General features: G+C 69.0%; 12 protein-coding genes. 5 read left to right on the forward strand and 7 right to left on the reverse strand.

Features of this window, described 5'->3' with window-relative positions; genetic code table 11:
* Positions 1-242: 242 nt before the first annotated feature.
* The 3 genes from U9979_RS10900 to U9979_RS10910 all read right to left on the reverse strand — a co-directional run bounded on the left by U9979_RS10900 (position 243) and on the right by U9979_RS10910 (position 2,674).
* The gene (locus U9979_RS10900; RefSeq protein ID WP_322751853.1) at positions 243-707 is read right to left on the reverse strand and encodes a DUF3037 domain-containing protein; all 465 of its coding nucleotides are present in this window, start codon (positions 705-707) and stop codon (positions 243-245) included.
* The gene (locus U9979_RS10905) at positions 700-1,533 is read right to left on the reverse strand and encodes a HipA family kinase (protein ID WP_322779277.1); all 834 of its coding nucleotides are present in this window, start codon (positions 1,531-1,533) and stop codon (positions 700-702) included. Before U9979_RS10905 ends, U9979_RS10900 begins: the two co-directional genes overlap by 8 nt.
* A 529-nt stretch (positions 1,534-2,062) precedes the next feature.
* Positions 2,063-2,674 carry an NADPH-dependent FMN reductase gene (locus U9979_RS10910; RefSeq protein ID WP_322779278.1) on the reverse strand — a complete coding sequence of 204 codons (612 nt, stop codon included), beginning with the start codon at positions 2,672-2,674 and terminating at the stop codon, positions 2,063-2,065.
* Positions 2,675-2,865: 191 nt separating this feature from the next.
* Between U9979_RS10910 and U9979_RS10915 the strand changes: the two genes are divergently transcribed.
* The 3 genes from U9979_RS10915 to U9979_RS10925 all read left to right on the forward strand — a co-directional run bounded on the left by U9979_RS10915 (position 2,866) and on the right by U9979_RS10925 (position 5,424).
* Complete coding sequence (locus tag U9979_RS10915) at positions 2,866-3,630, forward strand: VCBS repeat-containing protein (RefSeq protein WP_322779279.1); 765 nt, start codon at positions 2,866-2,868, stop codon at positions 3,628-3,630.
* Positions 3,631-3,811: 181 nt separating this feature from the next.
* The gene (locus U9979_RS10920; RefSeq protein ID WP_322779280.1) at positions 3,812-4,570 is read left to right on the forward strand and encodes an ABC transporter ATP-binding protein; all 759 of its coding nucleotides are present in this window, start codon (positions 3,812-3,814) and stop codon (positions 4,568-4,570) included.
* A complete protein-coding gene (locus U9979_RS10925) occupies positions 4,567-5,424 on the forward strand; it encodes an ABC transporter permease (protein WP_322779281.1) in 858 nt (285 codons plus the stop codon). The genes U9979_RS10920 and U9979_RS10925 overlap by 4 nt, the downstream gene beginning before the upstream one ends.
* A gap of 125 nt (positions 5,425-5,549) precedes the next feature.
* Here U9979_RS10925 and U9979_RS10930 read toward each other — a convergent pair whose 3' ends face one another.
* Positions 5,550-6,329: an SAM-dependent methyltransferase gene (locus tag U9979_RS10930; RefSeq protein WP_416219941.1), complete on the reverse strand. Its 780-nt coding sequence runs from the start codon at positions 6,327-6,329 to the stop codon at positions 5,550-5,552.
* 726 nt (positions 6,330-7,055) lie between these two features.
* On the opposite strand from U9979_RS10930, the gene U9979_RS10935 reads away from it, so the two are divergent.
* A complete protein-coding gene (locus U9979_RS10935; protein ID WP_322753118.1) occupies positions 7,056-8,252 on the forward strand; it encodes a hypothetical protein in 1,197 nt (398 codons plus the stop codon).
* 16 nt (positions 8,253-8,268) lie between these two features.
* Here U9979_RS10935 and U9979_RS10940 read toward each other — a convergent pair whose 3' ends face one another.
* Entirely contained in the window at positions 8,269-13,071 is a 4,803-nt protein-coding gene (locus U9979_RS10940) for a TIR domain-containing protein (RefSeq protein WP_322779283.1), read from the reverse strand.
* A gap of 135 nt (positions 13,072-13,206) precedes the next feature.
* Positions 13,207-14,772, reverse strand: coding sequence for an MFS transporter (locus U9979_RS10945; RefSeq protein ID WP_322779284.1), 1,566 nt, complete (start codon positions 14,770-14,772; stop codon positions 13,207-13,209).
* 26 nt (positions 14,773-14,798) lie between these two features.
* On the opposite strand from U9979_RS10945, the gene U9979_RS10950 reads away from it, so the two are divergent.
* Positions 14,799-15,476, forward strand: a complete 678-nt coding sequence (locus U9979_RS10950; protein WP_322779285.1) for a TetR/AcrR family transcriptional regulator — start codon at positions 14,799-14,801, stop codon at positions 15,474-15,476.
* 99 nt (positions 15,477-15,575) lie between these two features.
* Here U9979_RS10950 and U9979_RS10955 read toward each other — a convergent pair whose 3' ends face one another.
* Positions 15,576-17,009: a cytochrome P450 gene (locus tag U9979_RS10955; protein ID WP_322779286.1), complete on the reverse strand. Its 1,434-nt coding sequence runs from the start codon at positions 17,007-17,009 to the stop codon at positions 15,576-15,578.
* Between the last annotated feature and the right edge of the window lie 169 nt (positions 17,010-17,178).

Here is a 17,178-nt window from a genome sequence, read left to right on the forward strand (position 1 = left end):
ACGCTGTGACTTGACGGAGACTACATATCGCCTGCATATTGCAGGCATAATTGTTACCTTGACGATTCGGGACGTGCCTGAGGACATACGGGACGCGCTGCGTCAGGACGCCGAGCCCCGCGACGCCGCGTCCGCTATTGCCGGTCGCTCTTGGTCTCTGCAGGCATTCCTGCTGGGTGTACTCACCCGTCAGGCGCAGTTCGGCCGGAACCAGCAGCTCCTGGCTACGATCGACCGCGACCTCACCCTCGTGACCTCTGACGGTCGCCTGGCGCGTGCGGCGACATCCTTTTGCAGTGTGGAGCTGGTGGGGTAGGGACCGGGCCGGGACGGTCGACGAGCAGCGTGACGAGCCGGCCCAGCTCGGCAACCGGGTCGTCGGTGAGACCGCTGTGCACCTGCGATGTCTGCACGATCGTGCTCCGTGGTGACGTCAGCCACCGGAACCGCTCACCCGGCGGCAGCGCGCCGGCCGGGCCCGCCGCCGGCCCGCCTGTGCACACCTGCTCGAACGCGGCGAGGTTCGCGGACACCACGGTGTGGTCGAGGAACGGGTCGAGGGCGGTCAGCCGGTCGGCGTCGACCGCGCACCGGGCCTGCAGGTAGCCGGCGCGCTGGCACCACAGCACCACCCCGACGTTCACACACTCACCGCGTTCGACCCTCGGGACGACCCGTACCACGGCGTATTCGAACAGGTCAGCCACCGCGGGCCGCCCGCAGCCACGCCGGCGGTCCGGCCGGCTGGTTGGCGGGCTGGTTGCCCGACCGGGCCGCCGGCGGGTCGTCGAGGTCCACCGACAGCGTCATCGCGCGCAACCACGGCCGGTCACCGCCGACCCGGGCGAGCAGCCAGTCGACGTAGACGTCCGGGGTGACGTCCAGCCACGCCGGCGGGACTTGGGCGAGCACCTCGCCCAGCAGGTCCGCCTGGACGAGTGGGGCGAGCTCCGCGTCCGCGGCTGTCAGGGCGTCGGCTCCGGGCAGCAGGACGTGCTCCTGCCAGCGCGGCAGCACCCGGTCGACCGCGCCGGCCGCCCCGGACCAGTTGTGGTGTACGTACAGCGCCGCGCCGTGGTCGATGAGCCAGAGCCGCCTGCCCCAGACGAGCAGGTTCGGGTTCCGCCACGACCTGTCCACGTTCAGGGTCAGCGCGTCCAGCCAGAGCACTCGGGCGGCGAGGGCCGGGTCGACCTGGAAGGCGAGTGGATCGTAGGTGATGGAACCGGGCAGGTAGTCCATGCCGAGGTTGCTGCCCGCGCTGGCTCGCAGCAGCTCCTGGATCTCCTGATCCGGCTCGGTCCGGCCAAGCTGCGGGTCGAGGGCGATCACGACCAGTTCGGGCACGGGCAACCCCAGCGCCCGGGCGAGTTCGCCCACTACGACCTCGGCGACGAGCGCCTTGGGACCCTGGCCCGCTCCCCGGAACTTCACCACCCACGTGCCGAGGTCGTCGCCCTCCATGAGGCCGGGCAGGCTGCCGCCCTCCCGCAGCGGGGTGGCGTAGCGGGTCGCCGTCACGGCACGCAACATACGGATCAGTGTGGGCGCTGGTGCCCCTGCCCGCGTCAGGGGGCCGGTTGTGCATGATCAACTAATTCATGCCGATGCGGATGCGCGTCTTACGGCGAGGTGTCGAGGTACTCCTTGGCAAGTCGTTTCGGCGCGCGGCCGAGCCCCGCTTCGATGAGAAGATCATTGTGTCCTTGGTTGTGCCGCTGTGACGAGTGGAAGGTTGACATCCCAAAAAGCCGAAAATCGGACAGAGAATGTACGTCTACCTTCCACTCGTGCCCGGGGCCGTGCGAAGGTTCCGGTGAGTTCGACAGCCTTGCCCAGGAGCGGGGGGAGGGCCGTCATCCTGCGGGCGTCATTCTGGTGCAGCGAGCGACGCGGCGCAGGTGGTGAATGAGGCGGTGCCGCACGGCACCGAGACGGGATGGCCACCCGATGCCCCGGCCAGCCCATCGCCCACAGCCGCGTCGGCGGGTCACTGTCATCTGCCGAGAGCCTCTACCTGTTCGTCTGCCTGGCCGACGTACGGAAGTCGATCCAGCACACGCTACGGACCGTTCGGCGACGGCCCGGAGTCCGGTGGGTCGAGCGGGTCGCGGACGCCGGTCGGCTTGTCGGTGCCGTCGAGGCGTCTGGCCAGGGCGTTGAGAACGTCGAGTACGTCCGCCCGGATCTCCGGGTCTCTGATCATTCCGTCGGGGCCGATGGCGTGTCGGGGTACGGGACGGTGGGTGCACGCCTGTTCGATGAGGTCGGCGCCGACGTAGCCAAGGACGGTGCGCAGCGACGCGTGGGCGTGGACGGCGCCGGTGGTGGTGGAGACGTTGATCCACGCTGCGTGCTTTCGATACAGCTCCCCGCTTCCGACGGTCCAGTCGAGGAGGTTCTTCAGGGATCCAGGGAGGCCGCCGGCGTACTCCGGCGTGCAGAAGACGACGGCGTCCGCGGCACTGATCCGGGCACGCAGGTCGGCGACAGCGGGCAGTGCGGGCTCCCGATCATCATCTGGATTGAACTGCGGTAGGCCACCCATCCCGCCGTAGACATCGGCCACCAGGCCGTCGGGTGCGACGGCCTGCGCCGTGCGAAGGAGCGCCGCGTTGGTAGACCCCGCGCGAAGGCTGCCGCAGATCATCAGAAGGTGATAGGTCCCTGCCACGACATCAGGCTAGGACGAGAAGATCCTTGTGTCATTGGTGGTACCGCCGTGACGAGTGGAAGGGGGTGTGGGCGGCGTGATTACCCAAGGCGGTATCCAGGCTGCTGTCTGACGGGCGACAGTCCGCAACCATGTTGTGACCGCGGCGTCTTTTATAGGGAGACCACCGACGGGGTATCTGGGGGCCGACTATGCGTGCTACACGATCTATCGTTCCGCTGACAGCGGTTGCGTTTCTCGCCGTATTCCTGTCCGGATGCGGACCCATCGCATCGGATGCGAGCGGCGGGAAACCGAGCGCCGGCCAGGCCAGCGTGCAGTCGGTCGCCAGCGCAGGTAACACCTCGAACACTCCGGCCACACAGCCGGCCACCCGGCCTACCTCCACTGCTGTCGCGACGTCCGCCGGCCCGGCCCGGCCCGCACATGACGGGGACGTCGACGGTGACGGCAGACCGGACCAGGTGACCTTGTCCGCCGGGGGAGCGCTGGCCGTGCACTACTCGGGCGGCGGCAGCGACGTGGTGAACCTGGGGCCGGGGATTGCGGGCGACCAGAAGCTTCTCGGCACGGCGGACGCCGATGGCGATGGCCACGCCGAGGTGTTCGTCCGTATGATCATGGGAGCCTCGGCGCAGATCGACACGGTCCTGCGCTACGTCGACGGACACCTTCGCCAGCTGACGATGGACGGGGAACAGGCGCACCTCAGCTACGGCGCCAGCGTGCGTAACCAGTTCACCTGGGCGTGCCAGCCGCCGACAGCCGCGATCGTGCAGGCTTCCAGCACATCCAACGACAACGATCAGAGCTTTCAGGGCGAGGTGCGCCGGTACCGGTTCGTGGGCAGCACGATGGTCCTGATCTCGCGGCAGGCCTTCTCCATCCGGGCGGACGCGCCGATCCCCGGCATGCGAGCAGTGCCCGGGTGCGGGTCGCTCGTTCTGGCGCCGTAGATCCGAGGCGCTGCGCGCCCGGCGGCCCCGAGACGCCGGGTAGCTGGCACCGGGGCGCGGCGCATGGCGCTACGATGCAACCAGGTTGACGCAATTGGTCATCGTCTGACCCCTCGGTCGGAAGGACCTGCGTGGCGAGCCGGAAGATCTGAAACAGGCTCTGAAGCCCGAGGAGAAACGTGTGTCGTCGGTGCGGCCAGCCCCACCGGGTACGGCATTGTCGTTCCAGGATGTGGCGAAGACCTTTCCGGACGGGACCCAGGCGTTGCAGGACGTGTCCTTGACGGTCGGTGACGCCGAGATCGTGGCAGTGGTCGGGCCCTCGGGTTCGGGCAAGTCCACGCTGCTACGGATAGCGTCGGGCCTGACTGATGCGTCGTCCGGGACGGTGGCGGTCGGCTCGGCCGTCCCCGGCTATGTCTTCCAGGACCCCACGCTGCTGCCGTGGCGGACCGTCGAGGCGAATGTCGGCCTGCTTGCCGAGCTCGACGGTGTTGCGAAGGAGGAACGGCGGCGCTTGGTCGCCGACGCCATTGCGCTGACCGGATTGACAGGCTTCGAGCGGCACCGTCCGAAGGCGCTGTCCGGTGGGATGCGGATGCGTGTGTCGCTCGCGCGCGCGCTCACCGTGCGCCCGTCACTGTTCCTGTTCGACGAACCGTTCGGCGCACTCGACGAGATCACCCGGGAACGTCTCGGAGACGAGTTGCTGCGGCTGTACACGCGGGAGCGTTTCGCCGGCTTGTTTGTCACGCATTCGGTGATGGAGTCGGTTCTGCTTGCCACGAGGGTCGTGGTTCTCTCGGCCCGGCCGGGCCGCGTGCTCGCGCGGATCGAGGTGCCGTTCGACTATCCACGGGATGGAAAGCTGCGCTTCGACGCGGCCTTCACCCGGACCGCACTGAGCGTTTCCGAAGCGCTGCGGGAATCGTTGGCATGACCGCAGTAGACGAATCGGCGTCCCTGGCGGCGGCGTCGGTGAAAACCTCGCCACGCAGGCCCTCCCGGCTGGCCGGTGCGGTGCGCACGGTGCTGCCCCCGATTGTCGTCTTCTCGGTCGTGGTCGGCGTCTGGTACCTGGTGACCTACGCTTTCTTTGCCCCCCGCCGACGATTTCTGTTACCGCCGCCGCATCAGGTGGTGGCGGAAGGTTTTCTGGACTGGGCCAGGTTCCACGAAATCCTCTCGGCGCTGGTCGTAAGCGCGACGGTCGCTCTTGTCGGTCTGGCGATAGCGTCGGCGCTCGGAATGGTGTTCGCGATCCTGATGAGTCAGGCGTCTTGGATCGAGCGTGCGTTCTACCCCTGGGCTGTGGTGCTGCAGACTATCCCGATTTTGGCGATCGGCCCGCTGATCGGCTTCTGGTTCGGCTACGGATTCTGGTCCAAGACCATGGTGTGCGTCCTGATCGCGCTCTTCCCGATCATTACGAATACGCTTTTCGGCCTCCGATCCGTGGATTCCGGTCATCATGACCTGTTTACGCTGCGACGAGCCAGCCGGTGGCGACGGCTGAGCCGGCTGGAATTCCCCGGCGCCCTTCCCGCGGTCTTCACCGGGCTCCGCATCTCCGCGGGCCTGTCGGTGATCGGCGCCATCGTGGGCGACTTCTTCTTCCGTCAGGGGGAACCGGGCATCGGTCGGCTCATAGACGACTACACCCGGAGCCTGGACTCCGGGCCGATGTTCGTGGCGGTCATCGTCTCGTCCGTTTTCGGCCTCGCCGTGTTCTGGTTGTTCGGCCTGGCCGCTCACGTGATCGTCGGGCCGTGGCACGAGTCCGGACGGCGTTAGCGCCTGTCTGCAGAGCCTGTTTTGCATCTTCCGTTCGATCAGCGAGCCGAGGCGCACGGTCCCCCGTCGACTGACGTCGTCGATTGACGTCGTCGATCGACGGGGGACAGCGGGTTCCCGGCGCGTCAGGGCTTTCGCGCGACGGCGCCGAACTGAGGCACTTCCGCCGGAAGGCTATCCACGTCGGGCGGTTCGGGCCGCCAGCGCGAACAGGACACGATACCGGGTTCCAGCAATTCCAGGTGACGGAAGAAACGAGTGACCTCCTGGCGGCTGCGTGGGGTGATCGGAGGCGTGGCGTTCTCGTTCCAGAACTTCATGGATTCGGCGTTCTCTTCGCCGCCCAGTTCACCGGTGGGGTGCGCGAGCACCAGGTAGCTGCCGGCAGGTACGGCGCCCACCAGCCGATCCACAATCGCGACCGCCTCGTCGGTGTCCAGGACAAAGTTCAGGACTCCCAGCATCATGATCGCGATCGGCTGGCTGAAGTCCAGTGTTTTCGCCGCGGCAAGCAAGATCTTATCGGGGTTGCGGGCGTCGGCGTTGATGTAGTCGGTGGCGCCCTCAACGGTGCCGATGAGCAGGGCACGAGCGTGCACCAGGACCAGGGGATCATTGTCGATGTAGACGATCCGTGAATCCGGAGCCACCCGCTGGGCAACTTCGTGGGTGTTGTCGGCGGTGGGTAGCCCGGTGCCGATGTCCAGGAACTGGCGCATCCCGACCTCGCCGGCAAGGTACCGGACCGCGCGGCCGAGGAACGCCCGGTCTGCGCGGGCCACGCGGCCGATGCCCGGGAAGATTTCGAGAACCTGGTTGCCCACCTCGCGGTCGACGGGGTAATGGTCCTTGCCACCCAGCCAGTAGTTCCAGACTCTGGCATTGTGCGCAACGGTCGTGCTGATGACGGGCGCTTCGTCCTGGTCGGAGTCGTCACCCGGAGGTGAGCCCGCCGACACCGCGGCGGTTTTGAAGTCCCAGGACCGGGGTGCAGCGGCCGAGTCGGCGGGGGTTTCGAAATGCTGTTGCCGGTCGGAACTGCCGGCGGTCGGTGAGCCCTCTTCCACGACGATGTTTCTCCTTACAAATCCGAGTCTGATTGACTACAAATGTAGCCCTCAGCGCCCGACGGCAACCAGTCGCCCGCCACGATGCCCTGTTGGCCTGGCCAGCTTCGGCGCACGGCGATCAGTGCCCGGCAATCAGTGCCCGGCGATCAGTGCCCAGCGATCGCTGCCTCGCCAGCCTGCCACCGACCAGGTGTGGATCGCGGGACGTGCGCCTGATAACGCTACAATGAGGACCACTCTGATGCAGTCGGTCATCACCCCCGCTTTCGGTCGAAAGGACCTTACGTGGTAGACGAGGCGGGCACCGGCTGCCACGTCCTTAGTCGCCATCGCATCCGCGAATCTGTTTCTGTTGACCTGCGACAACCCCGCGTTACTGTCGTTGGGTCCGATTGTCCGCTGGGGGGCAGGGCCTGGTTATCGGCCCGCTCCGGTATTGGTCAGGTATTGGTCCGATATTGGTCCGGCATTGGTCTGATACTGGTGACGACACAGTGGACGGACCAGACGGCGGTGCGCGCTCGTCCCACCATCACTCCCGTTCCCCTGTCGAGGAGAGCAATGCGACTATCAAGACTTGACCGTGGTACCGGGGCAGCGGCTGCGTGCGTCGCCCTGCTGGCATTGGCCTTGGCCGGGTGCGGCTCAGGGAATGGATCAGACGGAACCAGCCCGGCCGGCGCGTCGACCGGCACGGGTACCGGCAGCGGCACCGCGACCACGTCTCGCTACACCACGCCGCTGAAGGGGCTCTGCCCGAGCACGGTCGTCGTCCAGACGAGCTGGTGGCCGGAGGCGGACCAAGGGTTCACCTACCAGCTTCTCGGCCCGAACCCGACGATCGACAAGAACAAGAATCGGGTGATCGGCCAGCTTGGCGGTACCGGGGTCAACCTCGAGATCAGGTCTGGTGGTCCGGCAGCCGGCTACCAGCAGCCCTCCGCGCTCCTGGCCCAGGATGACAACATCCTGCTCGGTTATGTCGGCACGGACGAGGCGATCCAGAACTCGGGAAAGGCGCCGACGGTGGCGGTCTTCTCGTCCTATGACAGGAACCCGGAGGTCTTTCTCTGGGGAGACCCCAGCTGGAACTTCACGAGCATCGCCGATATCGGCCGGTCGGGAGCGCCGGTGCTGGCCTACGCGGCCGCGAGCTCCGTGGACGTCCTCGAACGGGAGGGGTTGCTGAACAAGTCGCAGGTCGATCCGTCCTACCAGGGCAGCCCGGACCGTTTCGTCGCAGCCGACGGGAAGATCGTGCAACATGGTTTCGTCACAAACGAGCCCTACCACCTTGAACATGATGTGAAAGCCTGGAATAAGCCGGTTAAATACCTGCTTGTCGACGAGTACCCGGTATATCAGTCCGCACTGTCCATCCGACAGGACAAGCTGGCGGCCAACAGCGCTTGCCTGGCCAAGCTCGTGCCGTTGTTCCAGCAGGCGCAGAGTGACTACGTCGCAGCTCCCGGCCCGACAAACCAGCTCCTACTCGACATCGTCAGCAAGATGAACACGAGCGGGTTCAGCCTTTCGGCCGGTCTGGTCGCGGACGCCAGCGCGAAGCAGAAGGAGCTCAAGCTGATCGCCAATGGTAGTGACGGGGTGCTGGGCAGCTTCGACACCGCGCGCGTCCAGGGGCTGATCGGCCGGCTTACACCGGTCTTCAAGGCCAAAGGCACCGAGCCGAAGGCGGGGCTGGCCCCGGCGGACCTGGTGACCAACCAGTTCCTCGATAAGTCGATCTCCCTGAAGTAGCGAGTACAGCCCGGAATTACCGGGGCCGGCGTCGCCATGGGCGCCGGCCCGCACTCGGCGGCTCGGCGGGTCCGGCGCTGGAGTCGGAATTCCGGTCGGCGCCGACGCCACCGATCGGGATTCCGAGAACCGTCCCGGAAACTCTCGGGTAGGCGGTGAGCCCGGGAGGCTGCTCGCGGTCACCAAGGCGTCGGACGCCGGTATGAACACCGTCCAGCTCGCCCGGACCGAACGCACAGTCACGCAGCACCCACCAGAATGCGTCCGCGAGGTCGCCGGCCAGCTGGTACCCGCCGTCGGGCAGCACAAGACACCAGCCGCCTTCACCCAGGCCGAGCATGGTCGAGAGGGGGCGGGCGGACCGGACATCCCACAGCCGAACCGTCCCGTCCGCGCCTGCGGAGACGAGCAGCGCGCCATTCGGGGTGAAGGCAACTGTGTGGACCGCGCCGACATGGCCGCCGAGACGGGACACGGACAGGCCCGTGGCCGGTTCGTGCAGCCGGATCGTCCCGTCCGCACCACCGGACGCCAGCAGCGTGCCGTCCGGGCGCAGCGCCACCGGGCGGACCAGGCCGGTCGGACCGGAGTCCATCCCGGGGTCGATGCCAATCAGTTTGACGCTCCGGGCCGAGGGGAGATCCCACAGCCGTATCCGGTCACCGTCGGAGGCGGCGAGCAGCCCCCCGTCCACGTGAACGGCCAGGGTGCGGATGGCAGCGCCGTCTCCCGGCAGTCGCGCCAGCTCCCGGCCCGCGGCCACATCCCACCGCAATATTGATCCGTCACCGGTCGCCGCAAGCAGGTGGCCGGCCGGGGTGAAGGCGACCGGACCGTGGATGCCCTGGCAGTCCGGCGGCGCGAGCTGGGATTTTTCGATGGCGCTGCCGGGGTCTGTCACGTCCCACAGGCGCAGCCGGCCCGGTCCGTCGCGGGACGCGAGCCAGCGGCCGTCGGGACTGAAGACCACCGCGGCGAGTCCACGGTCGTGACCGGGCAGGACGGCGAGCGGACGACCGGTCGTGACCTCCCACAGCCGGACAGACCCGTCCGCGCGAGGATCCGCCGCCTCGCCACCGGCGAGCAGCCTCCCGTCCGGGCTGAAGGCGACCGGGCCGACGCTGCGCATCCGTCCGCTGGACCCGCCGGGCGGCCCGGCGAGGGCGCCGAGCTGCCGACCGGTCGCGACCTCCCACACCCGCAGGGCCGGACCGGCGCCGCCCGCTGCCAGCAGCGTGCCGTCCGGGCTGAGCGCCGCCGATACGCCAGGTCCCGCCGGGGCGTGCAGGGAGCTCAGCCGGCGGCCGGTGGCGACTTCGGAGACGCGGACGGTCCCGTCCGCACCACCGGACGCCAGCAGGGTGCCGTCCGGACTGAAGGCCACCGACCAGACCCGGGCGGAATGCCCGTGCCCGGCCAGGATTCCGTGCCGTTGGGTGGTCAGCCGCCACAGCCGCACGGAGTCATCGGCACCGCCGGAGGCGACCGTCGCGGCGTCCGGGCTGAAGACCACCGACCAGACGCCGCCGGCATGGCCCGGCAGCACGCCGGTCTGCTCGCCGGTGGCGACGTCCCACAGACGGATCAGTCGGAATCCACCCGTTGCCAATTGCCTGCCGTCCGGGCTGAACGCCACTGACTCCACCCAGCCTGCGTGGCCCGCCATGGCGTGGCGGACCTCACCGGTGGCCGTGTCCCAGATCCGGACGATCTGATCCGCGCCACCGGACGCGAGCAGAGTGCCGTCCGGACTGACCGCGACCGATCCGACCCCGCCGGCGTGGCCCTGCGCGGTGAGCTGCGCCTCGCCGGTGGCGGCGTTCCACAGGTGGATGGTCCCGTCGGCGGATCCCGAGGCCACCACGGTGCCGTCCGGGCTGAACGCCACCGAGCGCACCTCGCCGGCGCCGGCGTCGATGCGCCGGACGACCCGCGCGTCATCGGCGAGGGCGTCCCACAGGTGGATGGTCCCGTCGGCGGATCCCGAGGCCACCACGGTGCCGTCCGGGCTGAACGCCACCGAACGCACCTCGCCCACGTGCCCGGTCAGGGTGCGCACCACCCGGCCGGTCCAGGGTTCGATCATCGCGATGACCGGGCCCCACGCGGCGGCGAGCAGCGTTGTGGACGGGCTGAACACGACCGCCCGGATCTGTGCCCCGGGCGGCCTGAGCACCACCCGTACCGGGTCGCGGCCGGCGACGGCGACCTCGGCGAGCTCGGGTCTGGCCAGCGTCGGCGCGTCGATCTCGACACCCAGTAGAGCGGCCCGGCGCCACCTGCTCCGCTCGAGCGCGGCGCCGTGCATAGCGCCCTTGATCAGACGCGCGCCGGTCAGATCTGCACCGCAGAGATCAGCCCGGTTCAGGACGACGGAATGCAGCACGGCGTCGACCAGCCGGGCACCGGTCAGGTTCGCGCCGGTCAGATCGGCGTCGTGGAGCCGCACGCCGGTCAGGTCGGCGCCGGAGAGGTCCGCGAACCGCAGGTCGAGGCCGGAGAGCTCGTCGTCCTTGCCGCGCAGGTCCTGCCCGGCCAGGCGGACGCGGATGCTGCGGATCTGTAGCCGCCGGGTGACCGCCAGTGCGTTGGCCCTGGCGGCGTCGGTCGCGGCCGGGTCCTCGTAGACCGTCCGGGCCCAGTTCTCGGCTTCGGTCCGGCCGGCCGCGCCGCAGAGAAAGTCGGCCATCAGCGCCGACATGTCGCGGCTCGCGAGCAGCCCGGTCACCGGCTCACCGTCGTGCAGCAGCCGGGCGACTTCCAGCGCGACGAGATATTCCATCACCGACGAGTGGACGAACCCGAACCGGTCCTCGTCGCCGCGGACCAGCAGGCTGCCCGCGCCGATCTCGTGTACCGCCTGTGCCGGGTCGAGCCGGCCGCGGGCCATGTCGGCCAAGGCCAGCCGGGCGGTTTCCTCCAACCGGCTGAGGTCCATGTCCCGCTCGGCGCCACGCCACAGCTGCAGGGCGAGCGCGGTCACCGCCCGGCGGATCTGGTCGACGTCCAGCCCGGGTATGGCCCCCAGCGTCGGACGCCGCCGGTTCACCTCGAAACGCAGCCATCGCGCGATCAGATTCTCGTACAGGTCCGCGGAGCTGATTCCACCGCCGGCGGCCCGCACCGCGCGCAGTTCGTCCTCGTCCAGGTCTGCGATGAAGGACAGCATGCGGGGGTTGCGGGAAAGCCCGAGGAGATCTTTGATGTCACGGATCAGCTCGAGGCGACGGTCGGCGGCGCTGGTATCCCCGCCGTAGAGACGGCTGAGGAAGTCGCGGATCTGGTTGTCCGCGAAATCGCCGAGTTCGACTAGCCTGCTGCCCGCTACCAGGTGGACCTCGTCGCCGAGGGTGGTGCGCCACTGGGTGTCCGAGGCGAAATGCTGGGTCCGGCTGCTCAGCACGACCTTGGCTCGCCCGGTCACCGCGGTGAGAATCGTCCGCAGGTGTTCGGCGGCCCGATCGTAGGTGACCTGTATCGCCAGCTCGTCGAAGCCGTCGAACAGCAACACCAGCTGCCCGCGTGCCAGCATCCGGCGCACCGCGCGGATGTCGATGGACTCCTCGCCGGCCACCGCCAGATGCTGGGCCAACAGCGCGTCCAGGCTGTGGTTCTTCTCCAGTGCCCGCAGTTCGATGAATACCGGTACCAGATTCGGCAGGATTCTCGGGAGCCGACGGGCAAGCTCCCGTAACAGGAACGTCTTGCCGTGACCGAAGTTTCCCAGCACGAGGATCAGCCGGGCCGACTCGGCGTCCAGCCAGTCCACCACCGCGTCGAAGACGTTGTCGTCCGGGTCGGGGGAGCCGGCCTGGTCCAGCCGGACATAGCGTTGCGGCACGTACAGCGACGGCCGGTAGCGAACGTCGTCCTCCAGCCGGACGGCCTGGCGGCGCAGGTATCGGCGCGGATCCCACAGCTGCTGGAACTCGGGCACGCTGCGGACCAGGACGCCACGGCGTCGGGCCCGCCGTACCAGCGCCGCGTCGGTGACCTCCCCGCCGTGGACCAGCTCGGACTCGACCTCGGGATCACGTTCCTCATACTGTTCGTGTACCTGTTCGACAAACTGGTCGAAGGTCGCTCCGTTCAGGCCGGCCGGCGCGATCCCCACCGGCCACCGCCGCACGAATCCCGACTCCTCCCGGGTGACGAACAGATGGGCCGCAACGGGATCGTCCTGCGCAACCCGCCGTATGATCGCACCTGGATACCTGTCGCCGCAGGCCTGCTCGACGATGTCGAGAAAGCGCGCCGTCGCCGACCGGTACTGCCCGCCCGGAAATGCCGGCGCCTCCCCGACCGTGCCACCATCCGGATGCGATCCTCCAGGGTGTGAGCCACCCGGGTGTGAGCCACCCGGATAGGCCGGCTGCTGCGCAGGACGGACACCATCGGTGTGCGCAGCCCGGACCCCGCTCAACAATGCGGCTCGGGCCGGGTCCTCCGACAGGCCGACAAGATCGATCCATGTGTAGCCGCCGAGCAGTCCGGGACGTTCAAGCGGCGCCACGCGGACCGGGATCAGGCGCCGCCGACGTCCCAGCGGGTCATCCCGGAAAGCGGCCTGCCACTCCGCCTCGACATAATCCGAACGAAGCGCGTCCGGTGACAACACGACCAGCGTGTGGTCGGCCTCGTTGACGGTCCGCTGCATCCATGCCGCCCAGTTCGTGCTCGGCGCTGAATGCCACGCCTGAATCCGTACGTCATACCCGGCGCCGTCGAGTTCCCAGGCTATCCACTCGGCCCACGTTCGATCGGCCTGTGTGTAGCTGACAAAGACCGTGGGCAGCCGTGCGTCGTCTCCGTTGACCACGTCACGGATGCTCCCACATTCACCGCCACCGCCACCGCCACCGCCATATTAACCGCCACCGCCAACCGACCCGGGCGCGTCGAATCCGTCGTACCCGGGTCGCTCTTGTCCCGAAATTTTGCGGGGCGGTGTGTTTCAGCCGGCCGCCGCCGGCTCGGGGGCGGCCGTGACCACGGTTGGTTCGGGCTGCGGCGTCCGCATGTCGCGGCGGCCGGGCAGGGCGAGGGCGCCGACGGCGCCGAGCCAGCACACGCCGGCGGCGACCAGGCAGGCGATGTGCAGGCCGCTCATGAACGACGCGTTGACGTCGGTGACGAGCTGGTGGCTCAGTGCGGGTGCGGCGTTGGCGGCTGTCGTGATCGCCGCGCCGACGGAGTCGCGGGCGGCGATCGCCACGTCGCGGGGCAGCGCGGCGACGGTCGTCCCGGCGAGATGGTGGACGTAGATCGAGGTGAAGACGCTGCCGATGACGGCGACGCCGAGGGTGCCGCCGGCCTCCCGGGTGGCGTCGTTGACGGCGGACCCGACACCGGCCTTCGCCGCCGGAAGCACGCTGAGGATCGACTCGGTGGCCGGGGCGGTGGTCAGGCCGAGGCCGGTGCCCATGATGACCATCTGCGCGGCGATCTGCAGGTAGGACTCGTAGGTCGCGGACACCGCGATCCAGGCGAACGCCGTGCCGAACATCAGCAACCCGGTGACGACGATGATGCGGGTGCCGAGCCGGCCGGTCAGCGCCGCGCCGAGCACCGACCCGATCGCGATGGTGATGGCCACCGGCAGGATCCGCACGCCTGTCGAGATGGTGCTGTAGCCGCGGATGAACTGGAAGTACTGGGTGATCAGGAAGATGAAGCCGAAGAGCGCGAAGAACGCGACGGTCACCGCGCCGCTCGCGGCGGAGAAAGCCGGCGTACGGAACAGGCTCACGTCGAGCATGGGGTCGACGCGGCGCCGCTCGACGGTGACGAACGTGGCGGCGATGATCGCGGTGGCGGCGAAGCCGACGATCGACCATGGCGACGTCCAGCCGCGGTGCGGCCCTTCGATGATCGTGTAGACGAGCAGTCCGATGCCGGCGGACGAGGTGGCCAGACCGGGCAGGTCGAGCCGGGCCGCGTGCGGGTCGCGGGACTCGGGCACGAGCACGACGGCGAGGGCTGCCGCGACCAGCGCGACCGGGATGAGCGCGAGGAACACCCCGCCCCACCAGGCGTGGGCGAGGATGAGTCCGCCGGTGACCGGACCGACGGCGACCCCGAGGCCGGTGACCGCGCCCCACACGCCGATCGCCTTGGCGCGCTCGGCGCGCTCGGGGTAGGCATTGGTGATGATCGACAGTGTCGTCGGGTAGATGAGTGCGGCGAACGCGCCCATGACGAAGCGCACCGCGACCAGCGCGCCGGCTCCGGTGCACAGCGCCCCGATCCCGCTGGCGATCGCGAAGCCGGCGAGCCCGCCGAGCAGCACCGGGCGGCGGCCGAACCGGTCGCCGATCGACCCGCCGGTGAGCACGAGCGCGGCGAAGGCCAGGTTGTACCCGTCGACGATCCACTGCAGGTCGCGGGTGGTCGCGCCGAGCTGTCGGGCCATGTCGGGCAGGGCGACGTTGACGATCGTGGTGTCGAGGTTGATGGCGAACACGGCCAGGCAGACGGTCGCGAGGACCGCGAGCCGGCGGCGGGAGCTCATGGGAGGCATCGGGACCACGTCTCCTGAAGTTGACGGTGACAACATTGACGAGCGTGCCACGGGAAGTAGACACTGTCAACATGCTGGCTGCCGATTCCTCGCGCCCGTACCACCACGGCCGATTGCGGGAGGCGCTCGTCGATGCCGGTGTCGCGCTGGCCCGGGCCGGAGGCCCCGAGGCGGTGGTCCTGCGGGCGGCCAGTCGCGCCGCCGGAGTCTCGAACAACGCGGCGTACCGGCACTTCGCCGACCGGGACGAGTTGCTGCGCGCCGTCTGCGAACGCTCCATGAGCAGTCTGGCGCTGCTCATGGAGCAGCGCGTTGCGGCCCTGCCCGCGGACCCCGACCCGCTGGCGGCCGCCTGGGCTCGGTTCGATGCGCTCGGGCGGGCCTACGTGGAGTTCGCCACCACTGAACCCGGCTGGTTCCGGACGGCGTTCGCCGTGCCGCGCACCATGCATTCCTTCGGGCCCGGCGAAGGAGTGGGTGCCAGCGGAGTCGGCCCGTACGAACTGCTCTGCGCCCGGCTCGACGAGCTGGTCGAGGTCGGCGCGATCCCGCCCGAACGCCGTCCCAGGGCCGAGTACGCCGCCTGGTCGGCCGTGCACGGCCTGTCGACGCTGCTCAACGACGGGCCGTTGCGCGACATCCCCGCCACTGAACGTGATCAGGCACTTCGGGTCGTCTTCGACTTCGTCGCCCGCGGAATCTAACGGAATCTGACCGAATCTGACCGAATCTGACCGGATTATGATCTTTAATGGCTGGCACTTCCGGGCCGGTCAGGGCCTGTGGTGGCGGGCAGGGCTCGGTCAGCGTCGGCGGTGTGCGGTCATCGGCAGGCCGTCGCGGGGACGCAGGGTCACCTGCGGCAGGGGGACGATCTCGACATCCGGGTCCGGCTCGAACGACCATCGGCGGGCGATCGCGGCCAATGCGAGCACTCCCTCGAAGTGGGCGAAGGTGTTGCCGATGCACTGGCGGGGACCACCGCCGAACGGGAAGTAGGAGTAACGCGGCTGGCCGGGCGGGGCTGCGCCGACGCCGATGGTTGCGCCGACGAGCCAGCGGGTCGGGTCGAAACGCTCCGGGTCGGGCCACCAGGTTTCATCGCGGTGCACGACCCATTGGCTGAACAGCAACGTCGAGCCCGCGGGCAGTAGGTAGCCGCCGACCTCGCGGTCCACGGTGAGGTGACGGCCCATCGTCCAGACCGGCGGATAGAGCCGCATCGACTCGCGCAGCACGGCGTCGGTGTAGGGCAGGCGCGCGATGTCCGCCATCGTCGGCCGGCGGTCGCCCAGTACCTCGTCGAGTTCGGCGTGCATCCGGGCCGCGACCGCCCGGTCGCGTCCGAGCAGGTGGAAGGTCCAGCTCAGGGCATTAGCGGTCGTCTCGTGCCCGGCGAGAAGGATGGTGAGGGCCTCATCGCGCACCTCCTCGTCAGCCATGCCCACGCCGGTGTCGGCGTCCCGGGTGGACAGCAGCAGCGACAGCAGGTCGTCGCCGTCTGCGCCGGCGGCGCGGCGGCGCTCGATCAGCGCATAGACGACCCGGTCGAGTGCTGCGCGGGCATCGCGCCGGCGTCGGGCTGCGGGCAGGGGAAGCCGCTCGAGCATCTCGAACCCGGGCAACCGGGCCCGTCCGGCGGCAGCCATGTTCTCGGTCAACGCCGTGCGGACGACCTCGATGACCTCGCTGTCGAGGTCGACGTCGAACAGGGTGCGGGCTACGATCGCGAGCGTCATCTCGGTCATCTCGGCGTGGACGTCGAGGTGCTGGCCGTGGCCCCAGGTGTCAGCGGTGGCGTCGGCGACCGCGGCGAACGTCTCGCTGTAGCCGGCGATGCGCTGGTGGTGGAACAACGGCTGCATGAGTCGGCGCTGCCGGCGGTGGACGTCACCCGCGCTGGTCAACAACCCCTGGCCGAGCAGCAGCGTGAGTGGCTGGATGACCGTCTCCCTGGAACCGAGGCCGCGCCGGACGGCGCCCTTGGCGTGCGTCCGGTTCGACCCGACCAGTCCGTCGGCGATCGCGGCCGGGTCGGCGACGAGGAACGCCGACATCGGCCGGGAGGCGATGCGGACGACCGGTCCGTAGGTGCGACGCAGCCGGGTGAGACCTGCCAGGGGGTCGGAGCGCAGCATCCGTACCGATGCGAGCGGTCCGCCTCCCGGCCCGGGCACCTGGTCGGCACCTTTCGGTGCCGCGTTCGGCGTGTGCGCGAACGTGGGTGTGACGGTCATCGAAACCTCCTCCGGTGATCGAGCGACGGGGCCGCCGGCGCGTGCAGCTCCACCGGGTACGCCGCCATGGGACAAGGAGACAGCGCAAACATACGAATCCCGTGTGAGCGCCTTGGGAATCGAGTCTGGAAAACTCCGCCGCCCCGATGCGGAGCGCGTTGATCGAGTC

This window comes from Protofrankia sp. Cas4 (assembly GCF_963555915.1).
Classification (GTDB): Bacteria; Actinomycetota; Actinomycetes; order Frankiales; family Frankiaceae; genus Protofrankia.

Excerpts from the sequence above, each read along its gene's own strand:
- U9979_RS10905 (WP_322779277.1), bottom strand. The coding sequence starts at position 1,533 with ATGTTGCGTGCCGTGACGGCGACCCGCTACGCCACCCCGCTGCGGGAG.
- U9979_RS10915 (WP_322779279.1), top strand. The coding sequence starts at position 2,866 with ATGCGTGCTACACGATCTATCGTTCCGCTGACAGCGGTTGCGTTTCTC.
- U9979_RS10925 (WP_322779281.1), top strand. The coding sequence starts at position 4,567 with ATGACCGCAGTAGACGAATCGGCGTCCCTGGCGGCGGCGTCGGTGAAA.
- U9979_RS10935 (WP_322753118.1), top strand. The coding sequence starts at position 7,056 with ATGCGACTATCAAGACTTGACCGTGGTACCGGGGCAGCGGCTGCGTGC.
- U9979_RS10945 (WP_322779284.1), bottom strand. The coding sequence starts at position 14,772 with ATGCCTCCCATGAGCTCCCGCCGCCGGCTCGCGGTCCTCGCGACCGTC.
- U9979_RS10955 (WP_322779286.1), bottom strand. The coding sequence starts at position 17,009 with ATGACCGTCACACCCACGTTCGCGCACACGCCGAACGCGGCACCGAAA.